Source organism: Paenibacillus sp. YSY-4.3 (genome assembly GCF_054767475.1).
In genome coordinates this window covers 16,552-35,634 of sequence record NZ_BAABMC010000010.1, presented here as the reverse complement: position 1 = coordinate 35,634, position 19,083 = coordinate 16,552, and the positions used below count along the sequence as shown (strand labels likewise).

Annotated in this window: 13 protein-coding genes; 3 read left to right on the top strand and 10 right to left on the bottom strand. The window is 50.7% G+C overall.

Features of this window, described 5'->3' with window-relative positions; genetic code table 11:
- Nucleotides 1–16: 16 nt before the first annotated feature.
- Nucleotides 17–1,318, bottom strand: a complete 1,302-nt coding sequence (locus tag ACYUJT_RS22590) for an ABC transporter substrate-binding protein (RefSeq protein WP_460326603.1) — start codon at nt 1,316–1,318, stop codon at nt 17–19.
- Nucleotides 1,319–1,586: 268 nt separating this feature from the next.
- Between ACYUJT_RS22590 and ACYUJT_RS22585 the strand changes: the two genes are divergently transcribed.
- Nucleotides 1,587–3,149: a response regulator transcription factor gene (locus tag ACYUJT_RS22585; RefSeq protein WP_460326601.1), complete on the top strand. Its 1,563-nt coding sequence runs from the start codon at nt 1,587–1,589 to the stop codon at nt 3,147–3,149.
- Nucleotides 3,150–3,165: 16 nt separating this feature from the next.
- Nucleotides 3,166–4,965, top strand: a complete 1,800-nt coding sequence (locus ACYUJT_RS22580; RefSeq protein WP_460326599.1) for a sensor histidine kinase — start codon at nt 3,166–3,168, stop codon at nt 4,963–4,965.
- Between the two features lie 26 nt (nt 4,966–4,991).
- On the opposite strand, the gene ACYUJT_RS22575 is transcribed toward ACYUJT_RS22580, so the two are convergent.
- The 5 genes from ACYUJT_RS22575 to ACYUJT_RS22555 form a co-directional block, all read right to left on the bottom strand.
- Nucleotides 4,992–5,531 carry an RICIN domain-containing protein gene (locus tag ACYUJT_RS22575; protein WP_460326596.1) on the bottom strand — a complete coding sequence of 180 codons (540 nt, stop codon included), beginning with the start codon at nt 5,529–5,531 and terminating at the stop codon, nt 4,992–4,994.
- 61 nt (nt 5,532–5,592) lie between these two features.
- Entirely contained in the window at nt 5,593–6,531 is a 939-nt protein-coding gene (locus tag ACYUJT_RS22570) for a glycoside hydrolase family 43 protein (RefSeq protein ID WP_460326594.1), read from the bottom strand.
- Between the two features lie 263 nt (nt 6,532–6,794).
- Complete coding sequence (locus ACYUJT_RS22565) at nt 6,795–8,078, bottom strand: galactokinase (protein WP_460326591.1); 1,284 nt, start codon at nt 8,076–8,078, stop codon at nt 6,795–6,797.
- 20 nt (nt 8,079–8,098) lie between these two features.
- Nucleotides 8,099–10,513, bottom strand: coding sequence for a beta-galactosidase (locus ACYUJT_RS22560; protein ID WP_460326589.1), 2,415 nt, complete (start codon nt 10,511–10,513; stop codon nt 8,099–8,101).
- A 121-nt stretch (nt 10,514–10,634) separates the two neighbouring features.
- Nucleotides 10,635–12,692, bottom strand: a complete 2,058-nt coding sequence (locus ACYUJT_RS22555; RefSeq protein WP_460326587.1) for a beta-galactosidase — start codon at nt 12,690–12,692, stop codon at nt 10,635–10,637.
- A 150-nt stretch (nt 12,693–12,842) separates the two neighbouring features.
- Between ACYUJT_RS22555 and ACYUJT_RS22550 the strand changes: the two genes are divergently transcribed.
- Nucleotides 12,843–13,682, top strand: coding sequence for an AraC family transcriptional regulator (locus tag ACYUJT_RS22550; RefSeq protein ID WP_460326585.1), 840 nt, complete (start codon nt 12,843–12,845; stop codon nt 13,680–13,682).
- Nucleotides 13,683–13,736: 54 nt separating this feature from the next.
- Here the strand turns inward: ACYUJT_RS22550 and ACYUJT_RS22545 are convergent, their stop codons facing one another.
- From ACYUJT_RS22545 to ACYUJT_RS22530, 4 genes are all read right to left on the bottom strand, one after another.
- On the bottom strand, nt 13,737–15,317 hold the full coding sequence (locus ACYUJT_RS22545; RefSeq protein ID WP_460326583.1) for an ABC transporter substrate-binding protein: 1,581 nt from the start codon (nt 15,315–15,317) through the stop codon (nt 13,737–13,739).
- Nucleotides 15,318–15,386: 69 nt separating this feature from the next.
- Nucleotides 15,387–16,331, bottom strand: a complete 945-nt coding sequence (locus tag ACYUJT_RS22540; protein ID WP_460326581.1) for a carbohydrate ABC transporter permease — start codon at nt 16,329–16,331, stop codon at nt 15,387–15,389.
- Nucleotides 16,332–16,349: 18 nt separating this feature from the next.
- Nucleotides 16,350–17,270 (bottom strand): ABC transporter permease, encoded by a 921-nt coding sequence (locus ACYUJT_RS22535; RefSeq protein ID WP_460326579.1) that lies wholly within the window; start codon nt 17,268–17,270, stop codon nt 16,350–16,352.
- Nucleotides 17,271–17,481: 211 nt separating this feature from the next.
- Nucleotides 17,482–19,053, bottom strand: coding sequence for a response regulator (locus tag ACYUJT_RS22530; protein WP_460326577.1), 1,572 nt, complete (start codon nt 19,051–19,053; stop codon nt 17,482–17,484).
- Nucleotides 19,054–19,083: the final 30 nt, after the last annotated feature.

Here is a 19,083-nt window from a genome sequence, read left to right as displayed (position 1 = left end):
CCCGCTAACTTAGTATTTATTGCACCTGCTGTCCAAAATGTTTCTGGATGTTAGCCAAGCTTTGGGTCAGGTCCGCGCCGTTCAGAATGTTAGGCAGCTCGTTCTTAAGGGCATCCTTGGCTTCTTGCGTGTACATTCCCAAAGAAATACCTGGAACCTCTGTGGACCATCTCGTAAAGTCGCTATAGATCGCCTGACCTCCGAAGAACTCCGGCTGTTGGTTGTATACTTCGCTGGAGAAGGCCGGGATATAAGAGCCTACTCCTCCGTTTTCCGTCAGGAAGCGCTCATAGAATTCCGTATTGCCGCCAATCGTGGAAGCCAGGAAGTCAATCGCCAGATCTTTATTCTGGGAGCCGTCAAGCACGAACCAGCTGGAGCCGCCCTCGTTGGAAGCATTTACGCCACCTTCCACGTTCAATCTTGGAATCGGTGCAACTCTCCATTTGCCGCTTTGATCCTGGGCATCCATGATCGATGCGATTTGCCATACCCCGGATACAACCGTAGCGACGTCGCCGGCATTGAAGCTGCCCACAAATTCGCTCCAGCCGGTTACTGGCTTAGCGATTCCGGAATCAGCGATCGCTTTGTACACGCGAAGCGTCTCTGCCATGGCCGGATTGTCTACGAAGTTTCCTTGGTTATCCGGCGTAATGTACCAGGATCCAGCGGATTGAAGCAGGATCGAAGTCAAGGCTTCATCGTTCGGGTTGATGGTAGCCATGTATTTGCCCGTTTTTTCCTTTACAACTTTACCGATTTCAATATATTCATCCCAAGTAATGTTCTCGAGATCATCCGCCTTATAGCCGGCTTCCTCCAAATAATCGACGCGGTAGAACATACCCGTTACACCGATATCGAACGGAACGCCGTAAATCTTGTCGTCGATACGCAGTGCGTCCACTTTATAAGGAGAGAATTGCGTAAAATCAACGTGTTCTTTAAAATCAGCAAACGTTCCCGGATAAGCGGTAACGTATTTTTGAATGTTCGGATCGTTAACCAGAATGATGTCCGGCAGTCCGTCTTTAACGCCTGCAGCCAAGTTCGTGTTCAGCTTTTGCTCCAGATCCGCTTTCGCCATATCGATAACTTCCAGCTGGAAATCCGGATGATCTTTCTTGTACAGATCCTCTGCAATTTTCAGTGCCGCTCCGTTAAAGGAAGGATCCCACGCCCAGGCAACGACTTTCTTTGTTCCGCTGGCTTCATTGCCGCCCTTCTCCGCAGAGTTCGAATTCGAAGAACCGCACGCCGCTAGCAGTGACGCTGTCATGGAGACCAGCAGCAACATGGATAACCATTTTTTCAATCTTTACAACCCCTTTTAATGTGTTTTTGTAAGCGTTTCATGTAATTCGTTATCTATTTTAGAAAATTAAAAATGCGAAGTATAATCAAAATTAGCTCTATGTTAGCAGTAATTATTGCTCTCTAGCTTATTGTAAGTATTTACCTAGTAAAAATTATGGATAGTAGCAGTTATTTTGTATTTTCTAGTTTTCCCCTGTCCAATCATACCTTTATCACAGGGATTGGTATATGATGAGGACAAAAGACTATGCAGGTGAGGTGTGATCATGGAAGAACGTCCCGCGAACTATCGGGTCATGATCGTGGACGATGAAGCGATCCTGCGCACAGGTATGCTGCATTTATGCAATTGGAGCGAGTATGGAATCGAAATCGTTGCCCAGGCCTCCAATGGCCTGGAGGCACTCCAGTATATAGAAGTCGTTCATCCCCATGTCGTGATTACCGATATTGTTATGCCGATTATGGACGGAGTCGAATTCGCCAAAATCATGGGCAAAGAACATCCTGAAATCAAAATTGTAGTTCTGAGCTCCTACAGCGAATTCAATTACGTGCGTGAAGTTTTCAAATACGGTGTCACCGACTATTTGCTTAAGCCTAAAGTCTCCGCATCCGAACTGATATCGTTGATTCAATCGCTCTGCAGCGGCATCGATTTAAGCGAACAGAGCCAGCCTTCTGCTAAAAATGATCCTGCCCTGCTGCTGGGTCAGTGGCTTGGCAGCCATATAGAGGAAGACAAACAAAATGAAGCTCTGCTTCAGGAGCTTGATCGGCAATTCGAATCCGAGCTCTTCATCATCGCCAAGGCCAGTACAAGCCTACTTCTCTCCAGGACCAATTATACGCAGAGCCAACTGGAGCAAGTCCTGCTCGATCTGGCAGCTAAGCATTTGACCGGGATGAATTATGCCCTCGTTTTTTTGAAAAATGAATGCCTTCTGCTTATGAACTATGAGTCACATCGGTCCGTTGAGGTGTTATCCGCCATGAAGCGGTTTGCGGACTCGGCCTCCGAAAGTCTATCCTACCTGTCATTCGTTCTCTCGAATGCCTTTAAGGACCTTCGGCAAATGAAGGCAGAGCATATCAGGCTGACTCCCTATCTCGGGAAGCTGCTATACTTTAACGAACAGGCACTCGTTCCTGAAGACGATATCCTGTTGCAGAGCGAGAGATCAGATTTCAATCAGGAGCATTTTACGGCGGCGCTGCGCAGTTTCTCCATCGATGAAGCAGGCTTGCAATTGGAAACGCTTTTTGCGGAGATCACAGGCAGCATGGCCTATGACGAATACAGCTTGAAGCGCCTATGTCAGAACCTCATTTATACGGCAATGAGCACACTTGAGCAAATGAAGCAGCCCGTAGGGGAGCTAGGCTCGTCCAAGCTGAAGCTGTTCAAAAGAATAGATCTGGCCTATGATATCGAAGAGCTTGAAGCCATCATGCAGCAGTTCCTGCAGGATCTAAGAAGCATACTTCCCGGCGCAGATCAGCAGCAATCGCAAATACTCCAGCAAATTTACGCTTATGTCCACGACAACTATGCGAACGAAATATCGCTGTCCGAAATGGCCGACAGCCTGCACTTGAATTACAGTTATTTGTCCTCGTATTTCAAGCAGCGCACGCGCGAGAACCTGACTTCTTACATTAATCGGGTGCGGACGGACAAGGCGAAGGAGCTGCTCCTCGACCACAGGCTGTCGGTATCGGAAATCAGCCGTTTGACAGGATTTTCGGATCATAATTATTTTTCCAAAGTATTCAAGAAAATGACCGGGATGACCCCCGTGGAATATCGCAATCAAATCTCTTCATAAAGATAGGTGTTTAAATGTGCTGCGCAAGAACAGCATCTTTATAAAAATTCTCGCCCTGATGCTCTCGGGCATTCTGATTATTTCATTGCTGCTGACGCTGGCCTCTTCAACGATCTCGGAGCGGATTTTGCTGAACCAGGTCGTTAAAAATGCGTCCGCCAACATGAATCACATTAGGGACGAGCTGTTGAATTACAACGATCAAGTCGTCAATACGATGCTGCAAATCAATAGCAGCAGTGAATTCAGAAACTATATTACGAAGCCGGCGAATACGCCGCAGGAACAAATCAATCTGGTGATGACCCTGGGCAAATACATCGACTTGTACAAGGATTATTTAAGCCCGGACAAATCGCATATTATCGTGTCGGCGCTTCCCGGAGAGGGCGGACGCCACTATTCCAGCAACGCTTTGAAGTGGGATAAAATCCCGCAGGATATCGTCTCGACCTACATGACCGTGGACGGAACGATTCCCAACCGGATCCGCTACAACAGCAGCCCGGATTTATTCGCGGAGTCCGTTCCGTACGACAACTATATTTTTGCCACCAAGCCTCTTGTCGACAGCGGGTCAGGCTGGATATACGGATATGCCGCTGTCGTGATGGACGAGCTGAATATTTACCGCAAATACAGTCCCTATATTTCCGAAGGCATCCATATTTCATTGATCTCGTCAGATGGTACGATACTATCCAGCAGCCGCAAAGATTCCACCAGCAAGAAGAGTATGTCCCTGCTATCCACGGCCAATCACGTCTCGCAGCAGGGCGGTGTATGGTCGGATTCGGAAGACAAGCAGACTTACATCTCTTACTATTTGCCGGAGTTCAACGCGTATTTACTTGAGGAAATCGATCAGTTGACGGCCTTTGCGCCCTTATACCGCATTTCCATCGAAATCCTTACCGTCATCAGCGTCGTGCTGCTCGTCACCATGCCGTTCGTCTATTCCCTGAGCCGGCGGATTACCCGTCCTCTAAGCCAGCTGGTGACAACGATGCAGACAAGCAAAGGGGATAATTTGAAATTTCATCCCCTGAAGGAAGGCGACAGCTATGAGACTAATGTGTTGACCAAGTCGTACAATCGGATGATCCGTGAGATTGATCAGTATACGGATAAGCTGGTGTACGAGCAGCAGGAACGCAGAAAGGCCGACCTCAATGCGCTGCAAATGCAAATTAACCCGCATTTTCTTTATAACACGCTCAGCTCGATCAAGTATTTAGCGAAAATGCACCGCACGGATGAGGTGGACCAAACCATCGATAGCTTGATCTCCATGCTGCAGAGCACCCTGGGTTCGACCGAGGATATGGTCACGGTGGAGACAGAAATTGCAACTCTAAAGCATTACGTATTCATTAACCAGATTAGATACGGCGAGCAGATCGGAGTTCATTATGAGATCGCGGAGGACTGCTCTGAGCTGCTCGTTCCGAAGCTGATCATTCAACCCTTTGTGGAGAATGCCTTCTTTCATGCTTTTCCGGGAATCGCGAGCGGGAATATTCATATTTTTATCCGCAGGCTGGAAGAGAAACTCATGATCGAGATCATGGATGATGGGGTCGGTATGACCTCTACGGCAGAGCAGATCAAAGAGAAGAAGAGACACCACTTGTCCGGGATCGGGATCAACAATGTCCATGCGAGGATTCAATTGTTATTCGGTGCCGATTACGGCGTTCAAATCGAAAGCGAAGCAGGCTACGGAACAGCAATCAAGATTACGCTTCCGGTTACTGAAGCTGTGGAGCGGACGAATAATGGAGACGAACACAATAAAGAAGCTAGCCGGCCGTAAAGCCGCTAGCTTCTTCTTCATTGTTATCAATTCAAGCGTTCAAATATCCACTGCTGGATCGTGTTGTTCAAGTCCTCCCACTGCTGCACATTAACGCCGTCAGCCGTCCCGCCATTGGTCACATCAAGCACTTTGCCGCTATTTCGGTTGTGGATCTCGAAAAATTGATTGTTGGTGGAGACGAACCGCCATTGCTGGCTGGTCAATCCGCTCGAAGTATACTGTGCAACATTAGCGCCATTGGCGGTGCCCCACACGTTGCCGGAGTAACAATTCGAGCCTGTGCAATAAGCCGATGATTTCGTGAACACCGTCTTTCTTTCTCCGCTGCCAATTCCCGATAATGAGGAGGAGCGGACGATATCGATCTTGTCCCAATTTTGGGAAGTATGGACGAAATAATAATAACCGTCCGTATGCTTCATCACATGCGGGTCAGCCGAGGAATAAGGCGCGACCGGGTTGATGAATGTAGTAGAGGCCGCGCTGGCTTGCAAAGGAAAGGAGGCGAAAATTAGAATGCAAGCCAGCAGGAACCCGGCAAGTCTTTTATTTTGAATTTCCATAAAACAAACCCTCCCTCAATCTACTTCAATGCAGACTATACGCGATGGATAAACCTCTGCCTTAATACGTCGGCCAGCCGCTGGAATCCCAGTTCAAATCGCTGATGAGCAGCTTCGGATTGCCGTTGTCGTTCCGGTCATACGCGTGTCTTGCAATCACGTTGTTATACACATGCTGTCCGCCAGGTCCGGCCCAACGCGTATTGCCTGCATCGAATACCGTGCCCCCGCCGCTCATCATGTCCACCCCGCTCTTATCCTTGTAAGGCCCGGTAATGCTGCTTGATCTTCCAACGACGATTTTATAGTTGCTGTTTGAGCCCTGGCAGCAATTATCGATGGAAGCGAACATGTAATAATAGCCGTTGCGGTAAACGATGGACACGCCCTCGATGCCGTTGCTCCGCTTAGCGATCGAATAAAGGCTGCCCGTCGGCTTCATCGTCGTTTTGTCCAGCTTCGTGATCTTGATGCCGCTGAACCAGGAGCCGAAGGCCAGCCAAGGATTTCCGGAGGCGTCAATGACGAGATTCGGATCGATCGCATTGTAATCCACCGAAGTATCTGATTTAATGACAAGCCCGTCATCCCGCCAGCTGCCCGCCCCTACGCTCGTCGCCGAAGCCAGGCCGATCGCTGAAGTGTTCTTGCCGAAGGTCGAGATCGAATAATATAGCCAGACCCGGCCATTATACAGCTGAACATCCGGTGCCCACACATCGTTTGTGGTCATATTCGGCACATAGGTCTTCCACCAGGATGGCGGGCTCAGGAAAATTTGGGGAACACGGTACCAATTGGTGCCGTTATCCGACCTCAGCACTTGAATGCCCTGCCCCGTCGAGAACGTATACCAAGCCGATCCTTCCTTGATGATGGATGGATCATGAACGGCGACATCTCCGGTCAAGTTCCAATGCGCCGCTAGCGCCGTACCTACGGCTGCACCAAGAATAGCCACACTGCAGACGATCGACAAAAGCAATTTCCGATAACGCATTTGACATTCCTCCATTAAATTAAATTTGGAGAGAAATATGATAGCGCTTTCTTTCTCTCAACTACAATATACTAGAAAAGTAAATATTTTGGAATATAAAATTTAAAACGATATACATTTTTATGAAATAGTCTTTATAAAAAAGCAGCTACCCCTGATAATATTTGGGGAAAATCAACAAAAAAAAACGGCGGCTATCGGAAATTCTCCCAATAGCCGCCGTTAATCGCAATTTTACTGTTGCCCTTTACTCAAGCCTAGCCTTACAAATCCAAACAGATGGCTCCTTGCTCCCGGACATTGATAATGAATGTCGAGGTACCGATCGTATCCTTGATGAACTCGGCGTACTTGGCCGCCTCTTCATTTGGAAGAATCGTCAGGATTACTCCAGCGAAGCCGCCGCCATGCACCCGGCAGGCTCCTTTGCCGATCGACTTCAAATATGATTCCGTCAGCGCCAGCGTAACCGTAATGCCTTGATGGCGAACGTCGGTCTCCTGGTAACAGTTCTGCAGCCATTTCCAGGAGGAGTTTCCGGAATCCGTGATCAGCTCTAGAAATCTGTCCAATTGTCCGGCCTGCAAGGCTTCAACCTGGGCATCCACCCGGTCATTCTCTGCAAAAAAGTGCAGCGCCCGCAGTACCGCCCGATCACCGCATTGTTCGCGTAGGGAATTCAGGTTGCGATAAATGTCCTCCGTCGTCAAATCGCGGCAGACCTCTGCACCTAGCGCCTTGGCTACGGCCCGCATTTCATTTGGCACCGCGGCGTAATCCTCTGTCAAATCGGCGTGGTTGCCGCCGGTATTGACGATAACCAATGAGTAGCCGCTATTCTGGAAGTCATAGCTTACGGGTTGAACGACAGGCTGATCCGGGTCAGCGAAATCGATCGTGATGAGTCCACCGTATGCGCAGGCCATTTGATCGAGCAATCCGGAGGGCTTGTTCCAGTACTTGTTCTCGGCATATTTGCCGATTTTGGACAAGGCCACGGCATCCAATTTCGATTCGTTATAGAACGTATTCAGAATGCTGCCGATCAGCATTTCGAACGAAGCCGAGGAACTTAGGCCGGATGCGGGAATAACAGTAGTCGAAATATAGGCTTTAAAGCCGCCGACCTCACAGTCAATCTCCTTGAAGCCCGCTACGATACCGCGAACCAGCGACAAGGTTGCGGCTTCGTCCGCAACCGGCTCCTGCTGCGTCAAATCAACTTCGAACTTCCCCGCATAACCTTCCGAAATGAAGGTAATAATCGGCTCGTCCACCTTCACGGCAGCAGCAATTGTATCGAGATTAATGCTGCCTGCCAACACTTTTCCATAGTTATGATCCGTATGATTTCCGCCGATTTCGCAGCGGCCGGGCGCGCTGAACAAAGCCAGCTCGCCGTCTCCGAAATTCTCCTTATAGGATTGCACCAAAGCACTGTAACGGGCAATCTGGTCCGTTAGCTGCCCTTCCCCGTACATTTTAGACAGTAATGCTTTGGCCTTGCCGCTTTGCAGCTTTTCCATTGTTTGCTCTGCGTTTTGCATATTTAAGTCCTCCTGTCTCCTTACAACTGTTTCATCTTCCTGCTCGCTACCGCGACCCGGTACACCGGCTCAGCCGATACCTCGTGAAACTCTGCAATCTGCTCTCCCACGAACAACTGCTCCACCGCCATGGCGGCGTCTTGCGCCACATTCATGACGCCCTTGCGCAGCGGCGTCGTTTCCAATACGATTTCCCCGCCTTGAATAGCCTCCTGGAATCGCGACAAGCCCATCTCCCACGGAGCACCATTATAGAAATGGTCGTGGAACAGCCTGCCCTCTGAAAAGGCATAACCGACATTCCCCGTATAATCGATTTTGAGAAGAACATCATGAGCATCCTTCAGGATGCGTTGGTCGAGGGAAACCAGCACCTTATGATCATGGATGCGTTTAACTTCCATTTTAATCGGTTTGGCCGGAATCTGTATATGACAGGTTTCGAACCAGCCTTCCCGCTTGGCCGAAATCCGGCAGTCTATTCCATCGGCCAGCCACTCCTGCTCGTTCCTTTCATCCGTATATTCCCGGAATGAAAATTCATGCGCACCATAACTGAAAAATTCCAATCCTTGCGCCGTCCCGGCAAGCGGGGTTTCCGAGAACAGAATGCGTCTTCCTGCTGCCGAGGTTAAAACTGAGGCCGATTCATCCTCGCCTCTTCCTGTGCCCGTTTCCACTTCCGACAGCATGGAAGCTTCGTCGGATGCCATCGCATAAATGCGGGTCTCGCTGCCGTCCGTGCGGTGAATACGAATCATTGCCGATTCATGATGAGGCACGACGATACAGTAGCTTCCGTCCGCTTCTCTCCCCACCGTACCAGCATCGGCCTCAACGCTCCCAATGCCATCTGCTGCCAGCATAAACTCTCCGTCGATCCCTTCCGGCATGGCGAAGAAATAAGTGCTCCTTTGCCCGGAACCCGCAACCGTTACCGGTTGTGCCGTGGCATAACGCAATAACAAGCCTGACAAGTCGAATTGGAACGGCAGTATGAACGAAGCGTTTTTGCGAATCGTCAATGTATTATTCAGTGGCAAGCGAATGCTGCCCTCCCGCAGTTGAATGTCAAATTGAACGCTCCGATGCTCCTTCATTTCGACATGGTCCTGGTAATTGTTCACGAAGACGAATCCCGAATTCCCGTCGGTACGCAAGGCATACCGAAGGATCTCCGTATTGTCCGGCGCAAGCCCGATTGCTCCTTCCGGCAGAACTGTCGAAGTCGGAGCCAATCGATCCCCGAAGGCCCGCAGGAAATAGTGCAGCTGGCGAAGCAGATGGTTCGATTCCCGGATTTGACCGAATTCCCCGATCGGAGCCTGAAAATCATAGGTAATCCGCGGAGTCGTGCTCTCGTTCAAATAACCACTCTGCCCCACAGGGTTCGTTCCGCCATGAAACATGTAATACCCGATAAAGTTGCAGCCGCCCGCAATTTTCATCAGGCTCATCGCGGATACGCTCTCCGGCTCCACCTGGAAGCGGGACAAATACCACGTCTGCATCCCCCCGCCCATTTCGCAACAGGCAAACGGATATTTCTCCTTCGGGTACGGCGGCGCAAATTCCCCGGCTACCCCTCCGTCATGATAGCTGTCAAATAAATACTCCCGTGTCGGCTGCTGCAGCGGATTTCGCGCGCTTATGCTCCACGGCGTATAGGCATAGCCTCCATAGAGCGGCAGCACTTCATCCTCCAGCACCGGAGCTCCGCCCCAGCCTGTGCTCGTATAAATCGGCGCTTCAAGGCCAGCTTCGATCGCCAGCTCCTTCAGTTGACGCATATGTTTAATTCCTTCGCTGCCCCGGCTGCCTCCACTTAAATACTCGTCTCCCTGCTTTGCTGTCATCTCCCAGATTGCCGCAGCAGCGTTAAGCTCGTTCTCCAGCTGAATTCCAACGACAGGTCCGCCGTCCTTGAACATGAGCCCGGACGCCTCCCGGCCAATCTCCGCGTACAAGCGCCGCACATAATGCAAATATCCCTCGTCATTGGAGCGCACGTCGAACGTCCGGCCAAATAGCCAGTCCGGCAGCCCGCCGTTGCGTACCTCCCCATGACAAAACGGCCCGATGCGCAGAATCACGTAAAGGCCGCTGCGCTGGCACAGCTCGATGAACTTCCGCAAATTGCGGTTTCCCCGCCAGTCGTACAGCCCTTCGATCTCCTCATGATGGTTCCAAAAAATATAAGTCGCGAGAATGTTGATGCCTGATGCTTTCATCTTGTTGATTTCCGCTTCCCAATTCGCTTCCGGATAGCGGGAATAGTGAAATTCACCGCAGATTGCAAAATACGGCTTTCCATTCAGCTCCATATAGTAGTTCGTGAAGCTGATTTCGTCTCCATCCGGATTTCGTCCGCCGAGCCGCAAGGTTGAAGCGGATATTTCTTTAGGCATAATATTGGCTTGAATGGAATATTGCATCGTCAAAACTCCTCTCACAGGGCATTTTTGGCAAAACAATCAGAGAAGACAAGCCGGGCATTCGCTCCGGCTTGTGATTAGGCTAACATGCAAATATCATATATTATTGGCGGTTCTCGTCTTATGCCGGCCGTTTTATTACGACTACTCCATGAACAGGCAAGATAAACTCGCCACTCAACGCTTCGCCCGTTTCCATATTCGCATATTGACGATCGTCCAGTTTTACGCGCTGCTCCTGTCCGCTGAAGTTCATCACGAACACATAGTCGGATTCTCCATCCGTCCGAACCTGGGCGGTCACGCCGGCAGGCAGTTCTGTATGAATAACCCGCTCAACGCCTGCGACATCAACGATCTGCTTATAGAACTCACCTAAGAAATCGTCCTTCAGACGCGTTGCCATATGATAAGCGCGGCCTTGTCCGAAGCGGTTCACAGTCAATGCCGGTCTGCCCGCATAGAAGCTGTCCGTATAGGTTCCCAGCACCTCAGCGCCTTCCGTATGAATCAGCTCGCAGATTTCATGGGACTCGAAGCTGCCCGTGAAGCCTAGTTCATTGCCTTCAGCCATCGCTACACCGTTCCGGTCATGATCGTATAATCCTTCGATCTCCTCCGCCCAGATGCCAAGCGTCTTGCGCAGCGGCCCCGGGAACCCGCCGAGATGGCACAGATCATGCTCATCGACGATGCCAGACCAATAGGTCGTAACCAAAGTTCCGCCATTCTCGACGAACTTCTCCAGCTTGCGGCCCGTCTCCTCACGGCATAGGTACAGCATTGGAGCAACGATCAGCTTATATCCGCTAAAGTCATCTTCCGAGCCGATAATATCCGTCGGGACGCCCTGTCCCCAAATCGCCCGGTGATGCGCAATGACCGTTTCCTCGTAATGGATGCCCGAATTGCGCGGACCCTGTGCATCCTGTACAGCCCAGCGATTATCCCAATCGAAGAGAATCGCCGTCTTTGCCGGGGTCGGTGTGCCCGCAATCTCCGAAATATCGGCAAGCGTACGTCCCAAATCCGAGACATCCTTAAATACTCTCGTATGCTCATGCCCAACGTGATCCACAACTGCTCCGTGGAATTTCTCGCTGGAGCCTCTGCTCTTGCGCCACTGGAAATATTGCACGGAATCCGAACCGTGGGCGACCGCCTGCAGCGAGGACAGCTTATGCATGCCCGGCTGCTTCAGCTTGCTAATCGGCTGCCAGTTCGTCAGGCTTGGCGTGCTCTCCATCAGCAGGAATGGCTTCTGCTGCAGCGAACGGTACAGATCGTGCCAGAACGAGACTGAAGCGCCCAGCTCGATATCATTTTTATAATCATGCCAGGTCGGATACACATCCCAGGAAATGACGTCAAGAATTTTGGCCAATTTCCGGTAGTCCAGCCCTTCGGTCATATGCATATTCGTCGTCGCCGGCAAGGCTGGATTCGCCTTCTTCACGGACTGGATTTCGTGGTCGCAGAAATCTGTCATTTGATCTGAAACAAAACGGCGCCAGTCCAGGTTTTGACCGTGAACCATGTTCTCTCCGTGGGGAGCAGGAGATTCGACTTGGCTCCAATCGGTGTACGTATGTGCCCAGAAGGATGTCCACCAGGCAAAATTAAGCTTCTCAAGCGTGCCGTATTTTTCCTTCAGCCATGCCCGGAACGCATCCTGGCAATAGTCGCAATGGCAGTCCCCGCCCAGCTCGTTCGAAATATGCCAGCCGATGACGGCAGGATGGTTTCCGTAGCGCTCCGCCAACTTGCCGTTGATGATAGCTGTCTTCTCCCGGTAAACCGGGGATGTGTAGCAATGATTATGTCTCATGCCGTGCAAATTGCGGACGCGGTTCTTCTCTACTCGCAGCACTTCGGTATATTTCGCCGACATCCAGGCCGGGCGTGCGCCGCTTGGCGTGGATAGCCAGGCATAGATGCCGTTCGCCGCGAACGAATCAAGTACCTGATCCAGCCATTCAAACGTAAATACCCCTTCCTCAGGCTCAAGGGCAGCCCAAGAGAACATGCCGAGCGCCATTACGTTGCAGTTGGCGAGCTTCATCATACGGATATCCTCTTCCAGCACCTTAGGATCATGCAGCCATTGATCCGGGTTATAGTCCGCTCCGTGCATCAATACGGGAAGCCTGTCACTGATCGGTGGAAATTTCTTCGTCATTGCTGTATCTCTCCTTATAAAATCGTCATATTCACTTATCTACCTTTGATAATAGACTAAAATCCCCTTATAATCATAGAACATATACATCTAATAATCGTCCTATCTTAACATTGGATTATTTTTTCGATTTGGAGGTCACTCAAAACCATGATGCCTTTCCTGCTTGCGGAATTCACCAATTTAGAGCAAATACTCCCGCTCTACGTTTACTGCGTCGGGAGCCATGAACAGAAGCACCTCGAACGGCCCGAGGGCTACCCGGCCCATCAGCTCTTCTTGTCGCGAAGCGGCCAGGGGATCTTCCGCATCCCAGGCCATGCCGATATTCTCTTGACTCCCGGTACCGCACTGCTTCTGCCGGCCAATTACCCGCACGCCTATTTCCCCCATGAATCCACAGAGAATTGGGATCTGGGCTTCGTCGCCTTCGACGGCCATGCAGCCAAGCCGCTGCTGGAGCAGATGAGCGAGCTTATGCTGACAGCGCTGCAGGTGCCTAACTTCGAATTGCTCTGGAGCCAACTGGAATCGCTTTGGCACCTCATCAGTCTGAACGGGGAACAATCGTACTGGGAAGCCTCCAAGCGCATTTACGGTATGACCATCTCCCTGCTTGAGGGACAGACGAGCGACAAAAAGGCGCCCAAGGGCGTCACCGCTCCCGGCAGCCCGCTGCCTGCCTTGCAAGCCGCGGTAAAGCTCATTCACGACCACTACAACGAAAGACTGCTGCTGACGAACGTAGCCCGGGCCGCCGGATATTCACCCCAGCACTTTCACCGTTTGTTCGTGACCAGCTACGGCTTGACGCCTCAGCAGTATATTTTGCAGCTCCGAATGCGCCGGGCGACCCAACTCCTTCAGGAGAATCCCGACATTACGGTGGAAAGCGTGGCTGAGAAGCTGGGCATGGAGACGAGCTATTTTATCCGCATGTTCAAACGCACTTACGGCCTGACACCCAAAAAATACAAAGAACAATTTTAATTTCATTTAAAAAGCTGCCCCAAACTCAGCGTTTGGGACAGCTTGAACCTGCTTTTATTTCTGCGCTGCCAGGAATGCATCGACTTGGCTTTGCATCTCGATGCCTACTTTATCAATGCCTGCCGCTTGCAGTTGCTTGATCAGTTCTGCCTGGCCTTTATCGATATCCTGAATCAGGCCGTATTCCAATGGAATCGCATAGCGCAGCATAACGTTCCCCAGGTTCGATACTTCGTTCTTCACCTGACTGTCGTCGAAAACGAAGGTTTCAAGAGGGTAATGGTATACATGCTCCTGCCACCCATTAAGCATTTCGTCAGCTTCCTTAGGATACGTCGTATCCGTACGGTTCAGCAGGGAGTTCCATCCCCAGTTCGAGAAGCCGGTGTAGTTCGTGGAGCTCGGCCCAGGCGTAAATTGGTCGTCGCCTACCGGCTCATAGTGCTTGCCGACAATGCCGTACATCGTCAAATCGTGAATTTCCTTGTCGTTTTGCAGCAGATCGATCAGCATCAGCGCACGCTCCGGATTTTTGGAGGTGGCATGAATCGCCATGCCGTTTTGGGTCGAAACCGCAGCGGATTTCATTTTATCCGGCGTCAAATCGACAACCGCCATATTATATTCCGGTTTATCCCGGCGCGCTTCTGCCACGTTGAACGCAAGCGTACCCAGGTTCTGCGCACGGGATGCGAATTTACCGGCTTTCATGTCCTGCCATACATCGTTTTTATAGCTGATGACGTTTTTCGACCATACCCCGTTATCAACGAGATCTTTATAATATTTCAGCAATTCCGTAAATTCAGGCGTATCGTAAACGTTAAACACTTTTCCAGACGGATCGTCCATTTTGAACGCGAACGGTACGTTCGGATCAACGACCTTCCAGTTGTTTTGCTGCTCCAGCAGCACCTCGTCGAGCTCATGCCATTTCCAGCCGTCGCCCGGCTTGGCACCGAACGCATTCATTCCTTTTTCGTTGGCTGCAATCGTTTTAAGATATGCTGCATACGTCTCCGGGCTGTTTACCGGCTCAAGATTGTATTTCTCGCGCAAATCCTCGCGGATCATTACCACTTTGTCAACGACTTCATTACTGTTTTGCGGTACCATGTATACTTTGCCGGATACCTTTGCCTGGTCCCACGCAGCCGCTGGCAGCGCCTCCCACGTTTTCGGCGTGTACTTCGCAAGCATATCCTCCGTCAGCTCCAGGAAGCCGCCGCGAATCGCCTGATCATTGTAGAATGCCCAGTTTGCCGTATAAGCGATGTCGAAGTCTTCGTTCGCAGCGAACTTCAGCGGATATTTCTGCGTCCAGTCGGACCAGTCGAGGAATTCCGCTTCCACCGTAGCGTTGATTTTCTCTTTCAACAGCTTGTTCAGCTCGCCAAAAACCTCATCATAGTCCACCGGCTTGCCGCCGACCAGAAGCATTTTCAGTTTGACTTCCTTGGATATATCGATCGTATCTGTGGATTCTGTGCTGTTTGCTCCACTATTTCCTTTTCCTGCGTTCGCAGATCCGCCATTCTCTGCTGCATTTTTCCCTCCGCCGCAAGCGCTCAACAGCGTTGCCAGCACCAGAAAAACAGTCAGCAGAAGTGTTACCGTTTTTTTAGTCTGTTTCATGGCATGTTTCCCCCAATCAATTAATGTAATCAATAGTAGCTATATATTGATAACCAGGTTTCCCTGAGGTCATCCTTTGACAGCCCCGATCGTCAGCCCTTGCACGAAGAAGCGCTGGATGAACGGGTAAGCGATTAGGATCGGCCCAGTTGCCACGATGGTCATGGCCATCTTCAAGCTCTCCGTCGGAATGTCGATATTCATGGCCACCCCGGATTGCATCATCGCCTTCCTCATGCCGTCCATGTTGCCTAACAGCCTATAGAGATAGTACTGGAGCGGCATCAGCTCGGATTTCGAAATAAAGAGCAGCGCGTGGTACCAATCGTTCCAGTAAGCCAAGGCGATGAACAGGCCTATCGTCGCCAGCGCCGGCTTGGAAAGCGGAATGATCAGCTTCAGGAAAATCAAGATATCGCTGGCCCCGTCAATTTTCGCCGATTCCGTGATCGCCTCCGGAATGCTGCTCATGAACGACTTCATGACGATAATATAGAACACGTTCATCAGCATCGGCACGATCAGCACGACCAATGTGTCCTTCAGATGCAGGTAGTTGACGATCATCAAATACCACGGAACGAGCCCGCCGCTGAACAAAGTCGTAAAGAAGAAGAAGAAGGAAAAGTGGTTGCGCCACTTGAAGTCCTTTCTGGACAGCACATAAGCCGTCATCGAGGTCAGGAATAATCCGACCGCCGTTCCGATCAATGTCACGCTGATCGTCACCCCGTAAGCTTTTAGCATATCCGCGGGATACTTGAACAGGATGCTGTAGGCTTCCAAGGAAAATTTGGTCGGGATGATTTGGAAGCCATGCTCGATAATCGTGCTTTCCTCGGTCAGTGAGGATGAAATAACCAGTATGAACGGAAAGATGCAAAATAACGCTAAAATCGTTAGTAATGTATACCCGATAACCGCGAGCAGTAGACGGTCCGAAGATTTCCCCTTGCCTTGCCCGGCCCGGATTTCTGGATCGAAACGCCCGGGATTTGCTGTTGTTGCACTCATAGCCTCAGGCCTCCCTTTCTAGAACAAGGCGCGATCCTTGTCGTATTTGCGCACCGCGTAGTTGGCGAACATAATCGTCGCGAATCCAAGGATGGATTGATAGAACCCTGCCGCCGCAGACATGCCGATCTCATTGGAGGTCGTTAACGAACGGAACACATAAGTGTCGATGACGTCCGTGGACGAGAAGAGAAGTCCGTTATTGCCCACCATATTGTAGAACATGCCGAAGTCTCCGCGGAAGATATTGCCGATCGCCAGCAGGAACAAAATGATGATGGTCGGCATGAGATTCGGTATCGTAATTTTGAAGATTCGCTGAAAAATATTCGCACCGTCGATTTCCGCCGCTTCGTACATTTCCGTGTCAATGCCCGTAATCGCCGCCAGATACATAATGGAGCCGTATCCCAGCGCCTTCCATGCCGATACCACGATGAGGATCAGCGGCCAGTAGGCAGCCGTGTTATAGATATCGATGGGACCGAGACCGATCGTTTTCAACATGACGTTCAGGGTACCTACGTCGTAGTTGAACAAGTTATAAGCGATCGCCCCGACGACTACCCAGGAAATGAAGTACGGCAGGAATAATACCGTCTGAGTCACCTTGCGGAACCATTTTCCCGCTACCTCGAACAGCAGGATCGCCGTAACGATCTGCAGCAGATTGTTAATGATGATGAACGCGATGTTATATAGTGCCGTATTGCGGGTTACGCGCCAGGCGTCTCCCGATTCCAAGAAAAACCGAAAATTTTCCAAGCCGTTCCACGGGCTTCCGAATATGCCCCCTTGATAATTGAACTGCTTGAAGGCAAGAACGATGCCGGCCATCGGTATATAGGCAAACAGCAGGAAAAACAACACAGCGGGGGTGAGCATCAGCAGCAATGCTCTATATTTCTTTAGATCGCTGAAAAAGCCCTGATTTTTCATGTCTACTCCCCTCTCGAAATCTCTTTATACTCTCTAGTGCCCTTACTTTTCATTATAAGGAGGCGCTTCCCGCGTGAGGATTCAGGCAAACAACAAAAACTAATACTAATTCACCGATTCATCGAAAATTAGATAATTCAGACATCTTAAAAAAGCCCCCGGCCTATTGCCAGGGGCAGCTTGCTTTCAATCATTAGCTTTCTTTCCAATGCTAGATCTTGTTCTTTTTTCTGTATTCCCCGGGCGTCATTCCCATACTCGCTTTAAATTGCCGATTGAAATAAATGATGTTTTTGTAGCCCATCAATTCGGCCACCTCGTACACCTTGAGGGTCGGATCGCGCAGAAGCTGACAGACGCGGTTCATCTTGCATTCGTTCAGATATTCGCTAAACAGCATGCCTGTCTCTTCCTTAAACAGATGCCCAAGGTAGTTCGGCGTGAAATCAAAATGCGCCGCCACTTCCTTCAAAGTGATTTTCTTCTCCAAATGTTCCTCAACATAGCCCATGATTTCGTCGATCAGCTTGCGCTTCTGCCGCTGCCGCTTTACATACAGCTTCTCCGACAGCTCGAAAAACCTCCGTCTCAGCCAGGACAAGACGTCATGCACCGTCTCGAACTGAAACAGAACATCGGGCTGATGCGATTCCCACTCCAAGAGCTCATACAAATTCTCGCTGCGCTGCAGCAACTCGGCATGCAGGCTCGACGTGATGCGGATAATGAGCTCATATACATCCTTCTTGCTGGCCAGCGGCATGTCTTTATAGAGCAGATCAAGCAAGCAGTCATCGATGACGACGAGATCATAGTCAATGATGGCTTTTAGCATAACAGTGATGGTGCCGTCAATCGGCGTGCCGGGCGCGCCCTGCCTCGCCGGTTCCGTCGTGTCGCGCAGCAAGCGGTTCTTGCCGAGCAGCCATTTCGCGCTGAGCGCAGCTTGTGCCTGCTGAAAAGACTCATGCAGAGCTTGGGCATCATTCGCGTATTTCCCTACGCCGACCGTAACCGTGTAGGCGGTCGTCTGGGCGACTTCATGAATGAGCTCGTTCAGCCGTTTCACGAACAGCTCCTCGGGTGCTGCCGACAGAATAATCAACCGGGTCTGCCGAGCTATGATCAAGTTGCCAAGCTCCGTATCCATCGCCAGCGACTTTATCCCTTGGACAATGGCGCGCGTTTCCGCCCGGCGGATATCCTCGGATAAATCCCGCAGTTTCCACTCCAAATCATCGATCTCAATGAACGCGGCGGCGCAGCCGGACGACAATAACGGATGAAGAATGGTCTGTAAATGCGGTTCGGGAAAACTGGAATCATCGTGCTCCAGCCATCGAATCAGCAGCTCCTCGCTGACCAGCGACAGCGTCTCAGAGAAGGAGCGCGCCTGTTCCTTCTCTTCCTCCACCTCTTTGCAAAGCTTGCTCAGCAAGGTGTATAGCTCATTGTCTTCTACTGGCTTCAGCAAATAATCACATGCATTGATTTCTATCGCTTCCCTGGCGTAATTAAAATCCTCGTGGCCGCTAATAAACACCACCTTGACCTCGGGATTGATCGCTTTGGCTTTGCGCGCAAACTCCGTTCCAGACATGATCGGCATCCTAATGTCCGACAAAATCAAGTCGATCCGCTGTTCCTCCATTACTTTAAGGGCCAGAAAACCGCTGTTGGCTGTACCGGCTACATGGATGTCCAACCCGCTCGTCAGCACTCTGCGGCGCAGCCACTCCAAATCGACGGCCTCATCGTCTACTAGCAATACATTTACGCTCATCTTCCGCGACTCCTCTCTAAGAAGCAATCT